Source organism: Brevibacillus schisleri, from assembly GCF_055685845.1.
Map to the genome: position 1 here is coordinate 412,501 of NZ_JBVNDM010000001.1, position 16,583 is coordinate 429,083.

13 protein-coding genes and 1 rRNA gene (1 of these 14 running past the window's edge) are annotated in these 16,583 nt (G+C 48.7%); 9 read left to right on the forward strand and 5 right to left on the reverse strand.

What is annotated here, in order from left to right; genetic code table 11:
* From ACUUHJ_RS02235 to ACUUHJ_RS02265, 7 genes are all read left to right on the forward strand, one after another.
* Window positions 1–444: ribosomal RNA gene (locus tag ACUUHJ_RS02235) — 23S ribosomal RNA — on the forward strand; it begins 2,485 nt to the left of the window's first position.
* Window positions 445–705: 261 nt separating this feature from the next.
* Window positions 706–1,380: a response regulator transcription factor gene (locus tag ACUUHJ_RS02240; RefSeq protein ID WP_289675785.1), complete on the forward strand. Its 675-nt coding sequence runs from the start codon at window positions 706–708 to the stop codon at window positions 1,378–1,380.
* The gene (locus ACUUHJ_RS02245; RefSeq protein ID WP_472298168.1) at window positions 1,377–2,672 is read left to right on the forward strand and encodes a sensor histidine kinase; all 1,296 of its coding nucleotides are present in this window, start codon (window positions 1,377–1,379) and stop codon (window positions 2,670–2,672) included. Before ACUUHJ_RS02240 ends, ACUUHJ_RS02245 begins: the two co-directional genes overlap by 4 nt.
* Window positions 2,673–2,813: 141 nt before the next feature.
* A complete protein-coding gene (locus ACUUHJ_RS02250; RefSeq protein ID WP_472298169.1) occupies window positions 2,814–3,101 on the forward strand; it encodes a HesB/YadR/YfhF family protein in 288 nt (95 codons plus the stop codon).
* 669 nt (window positions 3,102–3,770) lie between these two features.
* On the forward strand, window positions 3,771–4,736 hold the full coding sequence (locus ACUUHJ_RS02255; protein WP_472298170.1) for a peptidyl-prolyl cis-trans isomerase: 966 nt from the start codon (window positions 3,771–3,773) through the stop codon (window positions 4,734–4,736).
* A gap of 40 nt (window positions 4,737–4,776) precedes the next feature.
* A complete protein-coding gene (locus ACUUHJ_RS02260) occupies window positions 4,777–5,511 on the forward strand; it encodes an N-acetylmuramoyl-L-alanine amidase family protein (protein WP_472298171.1) in 735 nt (244 codons plus the stop codon).
* 238 nt (window positions 5,512–5,749) lie between these two features.
* The gene (locus ACUUHJ_RS02265) at window positions 5,750–6,661 is read left to right on the forward strand and encodes a hypothetical protein (RefSeq protein ID WP_289675790.1); all 912 of its coding nucleotides are present in this window, start codon (window positions 5,750–5,752) and stop codon (window positions 6,659–6,661) included.
* Between the two features lie 79 nt (window positions 6,662–6,740).
* Here the strand turns inward: ACUUHJ_RS02265 and menC are convergent, their stop codons facing one another.
* The 4 genes from menC to ACUUHJ_RS02285 all read right to left on the reverse strand — a co-directional run bounded on the left by menC (window position 6,741) and on the right by ACUUHJ_RS02285 (window position 12,758).
* Window positions 6,741–7,889, reverse strand: coding sequence for an o-succinylbenzoate synthase (menC, locus tag ACUUHJ_RS02270; protein WP_472298172.1), 1,149 nt, complete (start codon window positions 7,887–7,889; stop codon window positions 6,741–6,743).
* A 20-nt stretch (window positions 7,890–7,909) separates the two neighbouring features.
* Complete coding sequence (locus ACUUHJ_RS02275) at window positions 7,910–9,049, reverse strand: M20 peptidase aminoacylase family protein (protein WP_289675792.1); 1,140 nt, start codon at window positions 9,047–9,049, stop codon at window positions 7,910–7,912.
* Window positions 9,050–9,144: 95 nt separating this feature from the next.
* On the reverse strand, window positions 9,145–10,554 hold the full coding sequence (locus ACUUHJ_RS02280; RefSeq protein WP_173606181.1) for a YfcC family protein: 1,410 nt from the start codon (window positions 10,552–10,554) through the stop codon (window positions 9,145–9,147).
* 179 nt (window positions 10,555–10,733) lie between these two features.
* A complete protein-coding gene (locus ACUUHJ_RS02285) occupies window positions 10,734–12,758 on the reverse strand; it encodes a sigma 54-interacting transcriptional regulator (protein ID WP_472298173.1) in 2,025 nt (674 codons plus the stop codon).
* Between the two features lie 199 nt (window positions 12,759–12,957).
* Between ACUUHJ_RS02285 and ACUUHJ_RS02290 the strand changes: the two genes are divergently transcribed.
* Both ACUUHJ_RS02290 and ACUUHJ_RS02295 read left to right on the forward strand, forming a co-directional pair.
* On the forward strand, window positions 12,958–13,629 hold the full coding sequence (locus ACUUHJ_RS02290; protein WP_173627380.1) for a LytTR family DNA-binding domain-containing protein: 672 nt from the start codon (window positions 12,958–12,960) through the stop codon (window positions 13,627–13,629).
* Window positions 13,630–13,770: 141 nt separating this feature from the next.
* Window positions 13,771–15,282, forward strand: coding sequence for an acetyl-CoA hydrolase/transferase family protein (locus tag ACUUHJ_RS02295; protein WP_472301129.1), 1,512 nt, complete (start codon window positions 13,771–13,773; stop codon window positions 15,280–15,282).
* 84 nt (window positions 15,283–15,366) lie between these two features.
* Here the strand turns inward: ACUUHJ_RS02295 and ACUUHJ_RS02300 are convergent, their stop codons facing one another.
* Window positions 15,367–16,533, reverse strand: coding sequence for an MFS transporter (locus ACUUHJ_RS02300; RefSeq protein ID WP_472298174.1), 1,167 nt, complete (start codon window positions 16,531–16,533; stop codon window positions 15,367–15,369).
* Between the last annotated feature and the right edge of the window lie 50 nt (window positions 16,534–16,583).

Here is a 16,583-nt window from a genome sequence, read left to right on the forward strand (position 1 = left end):
CTTATCTCCCCCAAGAGTCCACATCGACGGGGAGGTTTGGCACCTCGATGTCGGCTCATCGCATCCTGGGGCTGAAGTAGGTCCCAAGGGTTGGGCTGTTCGCCCATTAAAGCGGTACGCGAGCTGGGTTCAGAACGTCGTGAGACAGTTCGGTCCCTATCTGTCGCGGGCGTAGGAAGTTTGAGGAGAGCTGTCCTTAGTACGAGAGGACCGGGATGGACGCACCGCTGGTGCACCAGTTGTCACGCCAGTGGCACAGCTGGGTAGCTATGTGCGGACGGGATAAGCGCTGAAAGCATCTAAGCGTGAAGCCCCCTCCAAGATGAGACTTCCCACAGCGCAAGCTGGTAAGACCCCTCATAGACGATGAGGTTGATAGGTTCGGTGTGGAAGCGCGGTAACGCGTGGAGCTGACGAATACTAATCGGTCGAGGACTTATCCACAAATTCTTAGCAATCATGCGTATTCAGTTTTGAAGGAATGAGACGAAAAGCTGTATTCCCGATTACTTGTAAAAAGTAATGGAGAATGCAGCTTTTTTTGTATTTCCGCCAGTACCTACAAATCTGATTCAAAAAAATACGTGCTCTAATAAAAGGAGCGTGTGCACAGCCAAGATCGGCGAGTGTGGTCATTATTGTGATTCCAGTCGATTATGCTATGCTGAATGACATACAGCTTTTTCAAATGAAAGAGGGATCAATATGCTTATTCTTGCAGTGGAGGATGAAAAAGCGCTGCTTCAGACAATTGCAGGAGTCCTGGCCGATGAAGGATATCAGGTGGATATGGCAGACCGCGGTGATGACGGCTTGTTATTGGCGGAACGCGGCATCTACGATTTGTTGGTCCTAGACATTATGATGCCAGGAATGGATGGTCTTTCACTGGTGAGAACGTTGCGTACAAAAGGGATAATGACGCCGGTGTTATTTTTAACGGCAAAAGATAGCGTAGAGTCGAGAGTCGAGGGTTTGGATGCCGGAGCAGACGATTATTTGGTCAAGCCTTTTGCAGCCGAAGAACTGACAGCGAGAGTGAGAGCTCTCTTGCGCCGACAAGGGAAACAGAACACAGAAGGCGAGCTGACGTACGGTCCTCTGTCGCTGAAGATAAATGAATATGACGGGTTTGTTGATGATGAGCCGATGAAGTTAACCACGAAGGAGTACGAGCTACTCAAGTACTTCCTGCAAAATCGGGAGCAAATATTGACGCGCCAACAAATTTTTGACCGCGTATGGGGAATTGATTCAGAAGCGAATTACGGAGTGGTCGATTTGTATGTCCACTACCTGCGTAAGAAGCTGGGTGCTTACGAAGGCTTCATCCGAACGATCCGCAATGTGGGCTACATTTTGAAAAAGGAAAACAAATGATGTTTCGAAAAACGAGGATTCGGCTCGTAACGTTGAACGTAGTAGTGGTGCTTCTCTTATTGAACGGGCTGGGTAGCGCAGTCTACTACACGATGAAGTACCGTCTCTATTCACAGGTGGACCGAGAAATGACCAAAGTCAGCCAAAGGCTGGCAGTTGATGCTTTGCCTCGACTCCATCGAATTGAAGACGACCCTTTTCCATACAACCGTCAGGAGAGGAAAAAGTTTAACGATCTGGATCGCCGATATGTTTTGCTCGTCTGGGATAGCTTTGGTCGTGTCATCGGGACGGCATTTGGTGATAGGCTGGAGCCAGAGGAGTATGCAAAATTCCAGCATAACGGAAAAGCAGACGGAATCGAAACAAAAACAGTGAATGGACAAATCTACCGCGTGCGGACAGTTACTGTTCCGAAAAAGGTCGTTGTAGACAATCGGATACAGACTGCGTACCAGTTTCAACTGATCTACAATCTGGCGCCTGAGCAAAACGTGCTGGACAGCTTACTATACGTTGTCATGATCGGCGACATTATCAGTATTGTCATTGCGATTGTGGCTGGGTGGTTTTTGGCGAGAAGGGCACTAATCCCGATCCAAGTCTCGTGGGAAAAACAGCAGCAGTTTATTGCCGATGCTTCTCATGAGTTGAGGACGCCGCTCACGGCCATCATGGTCAATCTAGAGAGGCTTTTCAAACACCCAGATCATACGATTGAGCAGGAAAGTGAAAAAATCATGATTGGGATGCAGGAGGCCAAGCGCTTGAGCAGGCTCGTCTCTGATTTGCTCACACTGGCTCGCAGTGATTCTAACGAGTTGCAAATCATGAATCAGACGCTGCGCTTAGACGAGGTAGCGATTAAATGCACCCAGGTTTTTGCACAACTTGCCATCGCACGAGAAATTCGACTCGAAACAGACATCCAGCAACCCATTGAGATGATGGGGGACCAAGAACGTCTACATCAGCTAATGGTTATCTTGCTGGACAATGCCTTGAAGTACACGAACGAAGATGGTCGGATTTATGTTTCTTGCAAAAAGGAAGGCGGCCGCGTTTCGATTCTCGTAAAAGACAGTGGGATCGGGATTTCCAAGGAGGATATTCCGTATTTGTTTGACCGCTTCTTTCGGGTGGATAAAATGCGCTCTCGTGCGACAGAAGGAACAGGGTTGGGGCTTTCTATTGCCAAATGGATCGTGGATGCTCACCACGGAAAAATTCAGGTCAGCAGTGAGGTAGGTATCGGAACCAGTTTTTTGGTTACACTTCCAATAAAGCCGTAAAACAGATGGAAAGAACCGTTTTCCCAGAGTAGGGAATCGGTTCTTTTTTCAAATAGTGGAGCAATTCCATTTAACATACATTTATGTTTCAAATATCTCTAAATTAAGGTAAACTATAAGCAGAGAGGAGTGGTTGTACTCATGAACATGACGATCACTAAAGCAGCGGTAGCATGGTTTCGGGAAGAATGGGGATGCAAAGAAGGAGACAGCATTCGTTTTTTTGTCCGGTACGGAGGCGTTAGTACGGTCCAGGATTCATTCTCGATGGGGATTGCCAAAGAGTTGCCGAATGAAATCGGCATTTCGACAGTAGTGGATGGCATCACATTTTATATGGAAAAAGATGAGCTGTGGTATATGAATGGAAGAGGATTGATTGTTGATTATCGGCCGGAGACTGACGAAGTAGATTTTAAGCTGGATTGAGCAAAGAAAATGGTAGAACATATCCCGTAGGCCAGATGGGGCCATATAAAAGGCATGGTAGAGGAGAACATGAAACGACCAACAGACTCGCATGAAAGGTGAGGTAACAGAAATCGCCGTAATGCTTAGCTGATTAAAAGCCTCTATGGAGTAGATAACTGGACGCCTGGAGAAGCTCAACAGTCTGTAGTTTCAAGGCTTTACAAAAAACGCTATTAGGAATCAGGGTGCTGCTTCGAGAATTTAGAATGGCTCACAAAAAGGGGCTGTCTCATAAGTCGATTTTTCGGCTTAGAGACGCCCCTTTTGCATTTCACAAACGTTGATATATCCATGTTCCTAATGTTTAAATTTCAGCGGAGTTGCCCTTTTGGGACAGCCCCCTCTTATTTGGCTGGCCAACCATTGTTCACTCCGCCAAAGGTATCGTTGTCCTCTTGGATGACTGCGGCTTGTGGTGTAAAAGGACCATCTTTGTTGACAACAATCGACGAAAATCACTTCCTAAGACCTAAGGAAAAATCAGGGAAAATAGCACTAAAACATGTAGATATTTTTATCTTTTGGAAATATATTCAATATAGTTATATTATCTTCCAAAGTATCTAGTGAATTCTAGATGAATATCTACTTTGCCTCATCTGTTTTACGAGAGGATGGCTTGATCACATGAAAAGACGAAGAACATGGCTTTATTTATTTGTACCGATTGGTTTCCTGGGAGTCATTTCTCTGTATGCGGCTTTGATGTACCAGCCCCTTCTTTTTGTTTTCGGCGATCAATTTTTCCGCAAAGACGATTGGGAAAGAATAAAGCCCAGGTATTTCCAAGGGGTAGCGTACTCAGCGGACGAGGAGGTAAGGCTGCTGGAACAACTAAGCTTGGAAGAATTGATCCTTGATATTGGAAAACAGATGGGGGTGAAGACGGATGAGCGTCTGATTGAAGAACAATTAAAACAACTGGGCAGCACGAAAGCGGAGCGTGAAGAAACGTTGCGCCAGATGAACATGACGGAAGAGGACAGCATTCAAAACATAAGACGGGCGATGATTGGTTTTGAAGTGAAAAAGATCGTGACTCGGGATGTTGTGGTGACGCAAGAAGAAGTAGAAAGATTTTACCGGGAACAAATCGAGTCTTTTCGCATTCCCGAACTGCGCACCATTTATTATGTACGGGCTAAAAAAGGCGACAAGCTCTTGTTGGACAAGCTGAAAGCCGCATCAGCGGATCGTTTTCAGTCCCTGCTGAAGCAATATGGCGAAGATCCCGAGGGGCGTGCCGGATTGCATGAACTGGTCGCTCAGTCCCAAATGTCCGAGCATTATAACGAGATGATTGCGAAGGCCGTGTTTCACTCTCCCGTAATGCGGATTGTCGGCCCTTTTGAGAGCCAGCAGTGGACCTATTGGTTTTTCCCTGCTGAAGTCATGCCGCCAAGAACACAGACCCTCCCGGAAGTAACCCAAAAGATACAGCAAAGCATTTATCTAGAGAAAGAATCCGTGGTGTACCGCAAGTGGCTCGAGTCACAGAAGAAATCTAACAATTACCTGTTTTTGCCTGAGAATTTGCAAAGGAATAAATTTTTGGCGTTTTGGAGTGACTTACGCCTTCTTTTCAATTCGTAAGTCGTTTCGAATAAATAAAAATGATAAAGGAGAAATTACCATGAAAGTAGGAAAACTGTTTTTGACTGCACTCATTTGCTGTAGCTTGACGGGGATTACCGCTCCCGCATTTGCGGAGAATGAAATTGCCGACGAGCCTATGTGGGACAGCGCGCCCGCACCAAAAAATTACAGCCCGGAAAAGAAGAAAGAAGCCGAAGAGATGGTTATTAACCAAAAATCTTTCACTCTTGCCGCAAATCCAATCATCGTGATCGACCCTGGACACGGTGGAGATGATCCAGGAGCATTGGGCAACGGTTTGAAAGAAAAAGACCTGACTTTGGACATAGGCCTTCGATCCAAAAATTACATCGTTGCCAACTATCCGGCTACGGTTTACATGACGCGAAGCTCTGATACAACGGTTGCTCTGTCTACCCGAGCCTCTTATGCCAATTCCAAGAACGCCAATTTTTTTGTCTCCATGCATATCAATGCCGCATCCCTTTCCTCGGCCAATGGAGTAGAAACTTACAATTACCCCGGATCAACAACCAGCTTGCGATTGGCAACGGAAACGTACAACCAATTAAGAAATTCGTTTTCAAATGACAGGGGAGTCAAAGCAGCAGAGTTTTACGTATTAAAATACACAAACATGCCGGCATCTTTAGGAGAGACCGGATTTATTACGAATGCGAGTGACGCATCCCAGCTTGCGCAAAGTTCCTTCCGTCAAACGCTTGCAACCCAATACGCTACCGGGATGCACCGTTACTGGTGGGGATTCTAAACAAATGATTGCAGCCAACCATGCCTTGAAACGGGATCCAGCCGTTTAAGGCACAAACCATTCGATTACGAAGAGGGGCTGTCTCATAAGTCGATTTTTCGGCTTAGAGACGCCCCTTTTGCATTTCTCTCATCTGGAACAGCAATTTAGTTATGGGATATTTTTCAATTTATACTTAACAAACAAAAATGTTTGTTATATTATGAATACATACCAAATCGAAAAAGGAGGAAGTTACATGCGTTTACTTGATTCTTACTTGGAGCTTGGCATTACGGGAATGGCACGTGCAGCTGTAGCAGGATGGTTCGATGGTCATTATGGGGCAGCTTTATTGGCAGGGTACTTCATGGATCGTGAGCACGATCTCCCTGAACATGTAAAAGAGGGCATTGAACGGACATGCGAAACCTTCCGCAAGCAAAAACCTGAATGGTTTGTTCCACTAGATCAAGACGAGCAAGCTGACCCCTCCTTGTTACAGCACGTCATCAATGACCTCCAGCAAAATGTGAAGCAGCTTCGGACCTCAGGTCATGGACTAGCACTCGGTGTGTTGGCATTAAAAGCACTGCGCGAACGCCCTGATATGATCACTCCGACTGTGGTGGATGGCCTGGTCAGGATTCTCCAAGCGACGACAGAAGACAGGAAAGACCGTTATTGGGGCATCGAGAATTACCATGGCATGACGATTGATGATGTCAAAGACGACGAAGTTGCCCCTTACCATACAACGGCAGAGATGGCAGAGCGGGCGTTTGCTGAGCTACATTTGGTTATACCGCCGCGTGATATTAACGGGGTACGCTATCATTTGGCAAGCGAGGTCGTTCATAACATTACACACGCTCATGCGTTAACTGATCTGGAGCGATTCGGTTATGAGGATATTGTGAAGCCAGGTATCGAAAACCATCGTCTTCAACTCTATTTGAATCGCCATGTTCCTCCGTTTACTTTGGAGGATGAGGTGAAGGAGCCAGCGTTCGACGAAATTTTTTCACCGCTATACTGGGATAGAACATACAGCGATCCGCATGCATTGAAGCTTCCGTATGCTGCGTTGGATCTCTTAAAGCGGTTCCCGCCGGAGAAGAGAGATCTTGCCGAACGTAATTTGTGCAAGCTTTTGACGATTACGGATTAATAAAATCTCACAAATAAAAAGAACAGGGAGGCCAATGGGCACTCTCTGTTCTTTTTCACTTCGAATGGATAAATGTGGTTTACCAGGTAGGAATGACAGTCGTAGTAGACTCCCGATTTGCATAGTAACTTTTATGCTCGATCAGGGCATTGCGAATGGCAGACTCATTGATGTCAAAACCGATCCCTGGGGTTGTCGGTACAGCCAGCATGCCAGGTGCTGCAAAATCGATGACAGGTGTCACGATATCTTCTGCAAAGTAACGATGCGAAGGGGATGTGTCGCCGGCAATCGTGAAGTTGCTAAGCGAGGCCATCGCGATATTATGCGCCCGTCCAATTCCTGCCTCCAGCATTCCTCCACACCATACAGGTACGCCGCGTTTCTCACACAGGTCATGAATCTTCTTGGCATCTGTCAGACCGCCTACGCGACCTATCTTGATGTTGATAATCCGGCAACTGCCGAGCTCGAGTGCTTTGCGGGCATCTTCCACCGTATGGATACTTTCGTCGAGGCAGATCGGTGTTTTCAGCTCTCTTTGCAAGGTGGCATGGTCGATGATGTCATCATGAGCCAACGGCTGTTCAATCATGATCAAACCAAAGCCATCCAAAGCTTTCAGCATCTCCATGTCTGCCAGCGTATACGCAGAGTTTGCGTCCGCCATCAGTGGAACGTCTGGTCCAAATGTGTTGCGGATCGCACGCATTGGCTCGACATCAAAGCCCGGCTTGATTTTCACTTTGATCTTTTTGTAACCGTCACGGATGAAGCCTTCTACGCGTTGCAGCAGTTTTTCGATGGTCGGTTCAATTCCGATACTCACACCGACGTCAATCGTCGTACGAGTTCCGCCCAATGCTTGGGAGAGGGAGAGGCTGTTCATTTTGGCGTACAAATCCCAGACGGCACCTTCTAAAGCGGCTTTGGCCATGTGGTTGCGGCGCATCCAGGAGAAGAGGCGGGATACGTCATCAGGATGCTCGATCTCCCGTGAAAACAGCTGCGGGATCAAATATTTTTCGAGCATGTACCAGACCGTATCGACATCTTCCTCGTTGTAAACGGGGACGTCCATCGCGACGCTTTCGCCGAAGCCGACATGAGCACCGTTGTATGCACGCACGAGAATGCATTCCTTGTGGGTTTCAACTCCCATGCTCGTTTCAAAAGGGGAATTCAACGGAATTTTGATTCGTTGCAGGTCCACGCGTTCGATTTTCATATTCATCTCTCCTCAACCGTTCATTTGGATTGTCGCTCAAACGTATTCAATACCGTTCTTGCCAAAATCTCGATGCCGTCTAGCAGCGCTTCTTTTTCAAAAGTCATCTGCGGGTGATGAAGTCCTGGTGTCAGGCCACAGCCTAAACCAAGCATGGTCGCACGAAGCTGTGGACGTTCTTTTGTGTAATAGTGGAAGTCTTCCGCGCCTGGTGTCTGGATCGGCGGTTCGAGCTTCTCTGTCCCCAAGGTTTGGGTAATGGCATCGGCCATGATCAGTCTCGCTTCTTCGTTCACTTCCGCCGCATAGACGCGTTCGGTGATCTCGTAAGACAGCTCAACTTCATACAGACGGGAAACATGCTGCAAAATGTGCTCGACACGGGCGAATAGGGCGTGAATGACTTCATTCGTCTGTGCCCGTAGGTCCAAGTGGAACTGCGCCGAGCCCGGAATGATATTGCTGCTTTTGCTGCCGGCGGAAAGCTGCGTCATTTTAACGGAATAAGGGACGAGCGGGTCGAGATGAATGCCTTTTAACTGCTCGATAATCGCAGCGGCTACCTCGATAGCGTTGACTCCGAGGTGAGGCCTTGCTCCATGAGCATCGGCACCCTTGATTTGCCCGAATACTGTACCTGCCGCTCCGTGCAGGATGGCAGAAGCAGCTGTGCCGCGCGGGATTTCCTGAATGGGACGAAGGTGGACACCGTACAGAAAATCAATATCGTCCACTACCTGCTTGTTCACCATCGCAAGTGCGCCATTTCCGCTTTCTTCTGCTGGTTGGAAAATCAGTTTCAAGCGCCCAGAGAGCTGGACGTCCATTGCTTGCAATACCATGAGGACGCCTAATGCCATGGTCATGTGCGCATCGTGTCCGCAGGAATGATTCGCGGTAAAGACGCCGTTTACTTCTTGCCAAAGGGCGTCCATGTCTGCACGTAAGCCTACGGTCAATTTTCCTGGCGTGAAATCGCCCCATTCGCCAACCACTCCCGTCACGTCATCAAAGGTAGTGACGTGGCAATGGTGTTTTTTCAAGAAGTCAGCAATGAATGAAGTGGTTTGGACTTCCTCCCAGCTTATCTCTGGATGCTGGTGTAAATGCTCGTATAGAGAAAAAATGGCGGGCTGCAATTGTTTGATCGTAGTGCGCATGGTTCCTCCATCGGTTTGTTCGTGAGTAGTGGGTAAGTGAAGCGAAGGCTACGCCAATCCACTTGACGCAGCCATTTTTGTAAAAAGCTTATTTGTTACGAAACGCCGATTGTCACTGCTACAATGAGCGCGATTGAGGCGATCACGGCCCAACCAGCTAGCAGCTTCCAAATGAATTTGACCCATTTCTCATACGGAATGCCTGCAACAGCCAGATAACCCATCAACGCAGAAGAAGTCGGGATAATGGAGTTGGTGACCGCATCGCCGTATTGGAAGGCAAGAACCGCAATCTGACGTTGGATGCCGAGCAAGTCCGCAATCGGCACCATGATCGGCATGGTTGTCGCTGCCTGTCCACTACCGGAAGAGATAAAGAGATTGAGAAAGGCTTGGATCACAAACATAGCCAGGACGTTAACGGCATCTGGCAAATGACCAATCGCCGAGGTCAGACTGTTAATCATCGTATCGATAATTTTTCCGTCTTCCAAGACGACCGTAATCGCGCGGGCAAAACCTACGATCAGCGCGCCAAACGTAACGGCTCTCGCACCAGCGACGAAGGAATCAAACAGCGTATTGACCGACAAACCTCCGACGAGACCAGCAACCAGGCCCATGATCAGGAAGGAAGCGGTAAGCTCTGTCAGGAACCATTCGTACTTGAATACACCGTATACGTTGAAGGCGAGACCACAGACCATTACCAGGAACACGAGCTTGTGACGCGCATTCAGATCGGGGATGTCTACTGTTGCCTGTTCTTGACTAGCATGATTCTCTACGCCATAAAGCACACTCTTGGTCGGGTCTGCTTTGACACGATACGCATAGCGCATGACGTACCAGATGGCAAAAGCGAGCACGAAGACATACACAACAGCACGGAAGGTAAGACCAGAGAAGAGCGGCAATTGCGCGAGCGACTGCGCCACCCCAACCGTAAATGGATTGATCATCCCACCCATGAAGCCGGCTGCTGCCCCCATGGTGATCATGGCCGTACCTGTTACGGCATCGAAGCCCATTGCACGAGCCAGCGCGATACCAATCGGAACGAAAATGATACTTTCTTCTGCCATTCCCATCGTGAAGCCACCGATGGAGAAGAGGAACATGGAAGCAGGAATGAGCAGCTTTTCCCGACCCTCCAAGTGTCGGACACCTTTGTTGATCCCGGCTTCAATCGCTCCGGTCTGGCGGATGATTCCGAATACACCGCTTACAATAAAGATGTAGAAAATGATTTGCGCGCCTTTTTGCATCCCTTCTGGAATCGCTTTGAACATGTCAAAGAACGAGACCGGATCACTTTCTACAGGATGGTAGCTGCCGTTGACGACGATGGTTTTGCCTGAGGCAGCGTCCTTGACGCGATCGAACTCACCAGCCGGGAGCACGTAGGAAGCCAGGGCTGCCAAAATGATGATGATAAAGAGGATGGCATAGGTATGCGGCACAGAAAAACGTTTCTTTGCAGGTTTCAATGGATGTGTAGACATGAGGTCACCTCGCTTTTTTTTGCTTATGACAAGCAAGGATCGTGCCAAGTGTCGAAATTTCCCGAATATAAGCGTTTTCAGTGGATTTTCATAGGCAAGGTAAGGGCAGAAAACGAGCTTTAGGAATGTTTATTAGGTTTTATGCAGCCTAATACATCCTATTATTCATTGGGCGGAAGCTAAATCCGCCCGTATTTTCGCAACAATTCGATACCCGCGGGGGTGATGGAGGTTCCTTGTCGGGTTGTACCTGAACGCACCAAACCTTGCTGCTCTAGCAGTTTTAGCTTGTGTCGTAGTGCGCTCTCCGTCCAGCCTACGGATTGTAGCTCAGGGGAGTGCGCCAATTGATAACGCCCGACTGGTTTGTTGGATACGTAATAATGATGCAAGCAATACAAAATATCCAGGTCGCGGTTGTCGTCCAATTTAGGGATAGAAGCCGTCTGTTGCTTTTGAAACAGGCTATCCGTCAACCGTTTGGGGAGGTCCTGAATGCCGATGACAGGATGCTCGCTTACTGTAATGGCATAGTCGGCGACATTTTTCAGTTCGCGAATGTTCCCCCGCCAATCATGGCGATAGAATAGCTCCATCACTTCTGGCGACCATGTTTTGCGAATGCCTTGCTGCTCCAGATGCTCATCGATGAGGAGGGGAATATCGCTGATTCGCTCACGCAAAGCGGGAATTTGGATCGGCAGGACAGCCAAACGATAGAATAGGTCCTCACGAAAGCTTCCTTGGGAAACAGCGTCTTCCAAATCGCGATTGGTAGCAGCGATGATGCGGCAATCCACAGAAAGAATTCCCGTACCGCCCACGCGGATGACCTGCTTCTCTTGCAGTACGCGAAGTAGCTTGACCTGAATGGCCCCGGAGATGTCCCCCACCTCATCGAGAAAAATCGTCCCGCCATCCGCTTGCTCAAACAGGCCGGGCTTTCCGCCTTTTCGTGCTCCTGTAAAGGCACCGTCTTCGTAGCCGAACAACTCGCTCTCCAGCAGGTTTTCCGGCAAGGAGGCACAGTTGATTGCAACAAACGGGCCGTTTTTGCGTAACGAGTGCTGATGAATGGCATGGGCGAACAGCTCTTTTCCCGTTCCGTTTTCGCCTGTCAGCAGAATCGTTTGATTGTTTTTTGCCATCTTTTTGCCGAGCTCGATGGCTTGGAGCAGTGGTTGGCTTTGTCCTTTGATATCAGAAAAGGAGTAAGTGGCTGTATGGCCGCGCAACGTAAGCGTGGTTCGCAAGCGTTGGATTTCCGTCACGTCTTTTAGCGTACAAACGAAGCCTAAATGCTCATGCCTGCGGCGGATGCTTTGACTGCTGACAATAAATTGTTTGTGATCAATGGTTACGAGGGCGTCCTCCTGATTTTCCTGTTCAAAAAAGGGTTGCAGCAAGCTGTGCTCCTTCAACACTGAGTACGGTTGTCCAACAATGGTAGATGCATGTGGACAAAATAGCTCAACCGCGACGTCGTTAATAAACGTGATCAGACCTTGTTCGTTGCAAGCGATCACGGGGTCTTTGACTGCCTGAAAGGTAGATTGTAGCTGGCTGTTGAGCTTCTGTACTTCTGCGTAGGAGGTGCCGAGCATTTTCGCGAGCTCAGACATTTCTACAATGAAGGCAGACAAGTACTCGCGCTCCCATTCACTAGGCACGCCTACCTTGCGACCGGTATCAATCAGATCATGAATGCTGATTTTGCGAAAACCGAGATCGATTACCTCCACGTGAGGAGGAAGAGGTACGTCAGGAACGCTCATAATGATGGCGTATTGAAATTCGAGATCATCAAATGTACAGCCAGGGTGAAAGGGAACGTAATTCAAATGATCGACATTCGCCTCTAATAGATTTTGGATGACCTCCTGTGCGGAAACTGGCGAATTGTTCATGACTGGGACGGTCGTCCCCGGAGGGATCTGCATCAGGGCTTTCATTTTGTGCAACTCGAAAAAACGGTTTAAAACTGTGATGGGTACAGAGTCAGCAACAGCTTGACGGGCAACTGTGTACAGCTCCGGGGATTTGGTTGTGATAAAGACATGATCGACTCCGCTCAAATCGGGAATGTGCTCATGACTGGCATAACCGATGACTTTGCAAAACGGCTCGAAATAAGCCCGCAGCTCTTTTAACAAAAATTCGAGAGTGTCCGTTCCTTTTGCAATCAAGACAATGGTGTGGTCCATGCTGCACCGCCTTTGCTCAAACAATCGTGAATTTTGTAATCTCATGATAGCACAATGCCTGGCTGTAATCGGATGGATTCGCTTGTATAGAGAGGAAAGACAAGGATTGATTTGGTGGTAGGGAAATGTGTTTTAATAGGAGATAGAAGAAAGAAGTTAGAAGATAGAAAAAGCAATAACAGGAGCAGGAGGAATCAGCATGGAGGACAGATTGGTTCCAGAGGTGCTGCAAATGATTGGGGAAGTCGTGCCAGACGGGGTATCGATTGCAATCTCGGACGGCTCACAATACTTGTACTATCAACCGAGTTCGAATATTGATCTGAAAATTACGCCAGGGGATCTCGTTCCCATTGGCTCGGCTACACATCAAGCGCTCTTGGAAATGGGAAAAGTGGGGCATCAGGTGGAGAGTCGTATTTTTGGTGTACCGTACTACGGACTCTCTCTTCCATTAGTGCGAAATGGTCAGGTTGTGGGCTGTATTACCGCCATCTATCCACCTCAAAGCGTTCCGTTGACCAATCCGGAGGCGCGTCTATCGTTTTTGGTCGGAAAAGGGGAGGATGGCTGGCTGCCTATTCCGTTAACAGAGATCGTCTATATCAGCTCTCATGAAGGAAAAACGCTTCTGCACACGGCTAGTGGATCATATGCGAATAAATACAACATGGCTGAACTAGAGTACATGCTCCCGCAAGAGCGATTTGTGCGTTGTCATCGTTCATATTTCGTCAATATGGAATCGATCGGCTTTATTCATCCTCATTTTCATTCGACGTTTTTATTGGAAATGAAGGACAAGCAAAAGACCAGAGTTCCTGTGAGTCAGTCGTACGCCAGCTCGTTTCGGCAATTGCTTGGCTTCTGAAATATCTGACAAATGAGAATGGTTCGCTGCCGTTTTTTCTTGATAGCCGCGTAAAAATTCTGTTTTGTTGAAAATCGAGTGCCCGCTCAGAATCCTTGTGCTAGTGTAAAGGCAATAAAGATGGCATGGGAGGTCACAATGATGTGGGAACGCTTACGCGATAAACGACTGGCAGATAAAATCGTGACGGCTGAGGTAGCAGCAGGATGGATTGAGGATGGCATGACGATCGGGTTAAGTGGTTTCACGCGTGCTGGTGATGCCAAGGTCGTGCCGCTCGCATTGGCTGAGCTGGCGAAAAAAGAGAACAAGCCTTTTGGCGTAAATGTATATACAGGAGCTTCACTTGGCTCCGATGTGGATGCCGTGATGGCGGAAGCGGGGATCATCAACAAGCGATTGCCTTTTCAAGCTGATCCGGTTATGCGCAAAAAAATCAATGATGGCAGCATGATGTTTGTTGATCAGCATTTGTCGCATACAGCGGAAGCGATTCGTCAGGGAGCGATAGATGGGATCGACTACGCGATTGTGGAAGCGGTTGCAATTACAGAAGATGGTAGGATCATTCCGGCTACGTCCGTGGGGAACTCCAATATTTTCGTGGAAAATGCCAAGCATGTCATCATTGAGCTGAATATGGCTCAATCGGTGGAGTTGGAAGGCATCCATGATATTTATACACCCGCAAAACAAGGAGAGCGTGAACCGATTCCGCTCACGTCCGTGGATCAGCGGATCGGCACAGCAGGGATTCCTGTCGATCCGGATAAAGTAAAAGGGATTGTCCTGACGAATCAGTTGGATTCTCCGTCAACGATTGTGGAGCCGGACGAAGAAACGGCGCAAATTGCGGCGCATCTGATCGAGTTTTTGCGTCAGGAGGTAAAAGAGGGACGCTTGCCGAACAATCTTGCGCCATTGCAATCGGGGATTGGATCGGTAGCGAATGCGGTTTTCAACGGATTTTTGGATTCGGAATTCACGGATCTGACGGTCTTCTCGGAAGTGTTGCAGGATGCGGTGTTTGATTTGCTGGATGCAGGTAAAATTTCGTTTGCCTCTGGCTGTTCGATCACGCTGACAGCTGAAAAGATGAAGCATGTCACCGAGAATTTCGCCCAATACCGGGACAAGCTGCTGTTGCGTCCGCAAGAAATCACGAACCATCCAGAGCTGATTCGCCGCCTCGGTCTGATTGCGATCAATACCGCGATTGAAGCGGACATCTACGGAAACGTCAACTCGACCAATGTATCGGGTACGAGAATGATGAACGGTATCGGCGGTTCTGGTGATTTTGCTCGTAATGCACGTCTGGGTATTTTCGTAACCAAATCGATTGCCAAAGGTGGAAACATCTCGAGCATCGTTCCGTTTGCCTCCCATGTGGATCATACCGAGCACGATGTAGATATCATCGTCACTGAGCAAGGCCTGGCTGACCTGAGAGGCTTGGCTCCTCGTCAGAGAGCCATCAAAATTATTGAGAACTGTGCGCATCCGATGTACCGCGATCAATTGATGGCGTACTACGAGGAAGCACTCACACGTGGCGGACACACTCCGCATGTACTGGAAAAGGCATTCTCCTGGCACGTACGTTATGCGCAGGAAGGCACGATGCTTGCCAAAAAGCCAGCGTTGGTTTAGTCGATGGAATGATGAAAAAAGCAAACCCGCTCAGGCGTTAAAGCCTTGGCGGGTTTTTCTCGTCTCCAGTGCAAAGTTTACGTTTTACGCTTGCAAGCTTTCCTGCCTTTTTTCCTGAGCAAACGAAACCCATGCAAAGCCAAAGCCGACGAGGACGAGCAGACCGCCGAGCAAGCTGATGTGAACAATACCTACATGGTCTACGATCACTCCACCAAGTCCTGCACCCAGCGCCAGCCCAAGCTGAAAAACCGAGGTGTTCATGCTGAGGGCCACCTGCGAAGAGTGAGGGGACAGCGTGATCAAATAATACTGCTGGGCTGGAACGGTGGTTTGCACGGCAGCGACCCAGAACATAACCGTGATGATTGCCCACGTGAACAGTTGCGAAGACAGCGGCAGGATCAGCAGGATAGCCGCATGGAGAAGCAAGCTGACATACAGCGTGGGGCGAATCCCCCATTTGTCGGTGGAGACGCCTCCGATCCGCGAGCCAGCCACACTAGCGAGGCCTGCCAGGAAAAGCGTGGTGCTTACCCAAGCAGTCGTCATGGCGGAAGTGCCCTGTAGAAGCGGAGTAATGTAGGTATAGACGGTGGAATACCCTGTGACAAAGAACAAAGAGATACATAGCGCATGAATCACCCGTTTGTTCCGGAGTGCGGCCAACTGTTTGGGTAGCGGGACGGTTTCTTCCCCCTGTTGCTTCGGCAAATAGGCCAAGATGGCGAAGAAGGGAACGAGTGTCAGGACGGCAATGAGTGCGAAAACAGGACGCCATCCCCAGACGTCTCCCAGCAGGGTACCAAGTGGAACCCCAAGCACGAGCGAGAGGCTGAAGCCCATGAGGATGATCGCGATGGATCTGCCTTTTTTCTCTGGGGAGGCCATGTTAGCAGCTTGCGCGAGAGCTACTACGGTGTAGATACCTCCGCAAAGCCCCAGCAGAATGCGGGATACCATCAATAGGGAGAAGCTCGGGCTCATGGATGCGAGGAGGTTTGCCACTATGAAAGAAAACAGTGTCCAAAGGATGAGTTTTTTGCGTTCTACTGCCGCGGTGAGCGCAATCAAGACCGGAGCCCCAAAGGCAAAGGCCAGAGAAAAGGTGGTCACTAACTGACCAGCAAGGGAGAGGGAGACATGGGTGTCATCTGCGATCATGCTGATGATTCCGGTCACGATTGACTCAGCTGTGCCAATCATGAATTCTCCCAAGGCCAGCAATAGGATTAAAAATTTTTTGGGCAAGGTGGTTCACTCCTCTGGCTAACAAAATTGATGTAGTGACATTTTACAAA

Excerpts from the sequence above, each read along its gene's own strand:
- ACUUHJ_RS02240 (WP_289675785.1), top strand. The coding sequence starts at position 706 with ATGCTTATTCTTGCAGTGGAGGATGAAAAAGCGCTGCTTCAGACAATT.
- ACUUHJ_RS02245 (WP_472298168.1), top strand. The coding sequence starts at position 1,377 with ATGATGTTTCGAAAAACGAGGATTCGGCTCGTAACGTTGAACGTAGTA.
- ACUUHJ_RS02250 (WP_472298169.1), top strand. The coding sequence starts at position 2,814 with ATGAACATGACGATCACTAAAGCAGCGGTAGCATGGTTTCGGGAAGAA.
- ACUUHJ_RS02255 (WP_472298170.1), top strand. The coding sequence starts at position 3,771 with ATGAAAAGACGAAGAACATGGCTTTATTTATTTGTACCGATTGGTTTC.
- ACUUHJ_RS02260 (WP_472298171.1), top strand. The coding sequence starts at position 4,777 with ATGAAAGTAGGAAAACTGTTTTTGACTGCACTCATTTGCTGTAGCTTG.
- ACUUHJ_RS02265 (WP_289675790.1), top strand. The coding sequence starts at position 5,750 with ATGCGTTTACTTGATTCTTACTTGGAGCTTGGCATTACGGGAATGGCA.
- menC (WP_472298172.1), bottom strand. The coding sequence starts at position 7,889 with ATGAAAATCGAACGCGTGGACCTGCAACGAATCAAAATTCCGTTGAAT.
- ACUUHJ_RS02275 (WP_289675792.1), bottom strand. The coding sequence starts at position 9,049 with ATGCGCACTACGATCAAACAATTGCAGCCCGCCATTTTTTCTCTATAC.
- ACUUHJ_RS02280 (WP_173606181.1), bottom strand. The coding sequence starts at position 10,554 with ATGTCTACACATCCATTGAAACCTGCAAAGAAACGTTTTTCTGTGCCG.
- ACUUHJ_RS02285 (WP_472298173.1), bottom strand. The coding sequence starts at position 12,758 with ATGGACCACACCATTGTCTTGATTGCAAAAGGAACGGACACTCTCGAA.
- ACUUHJ_RS02290 (WP_173627380.1), top strand. The coding sequence starts at position 12,958 with ATGGAGGACAGATTGGTTCCAGAGGTGCTGCAAATGATTGGGGAAGTC.
- ACUUHJ_RS02295 (WP_472301129.1), top strand. The coding sequence starts at position 13,771 with ATGTGGGAACGCTTACGCGATAAACGACTGGCAGATAAAATCGTGACG.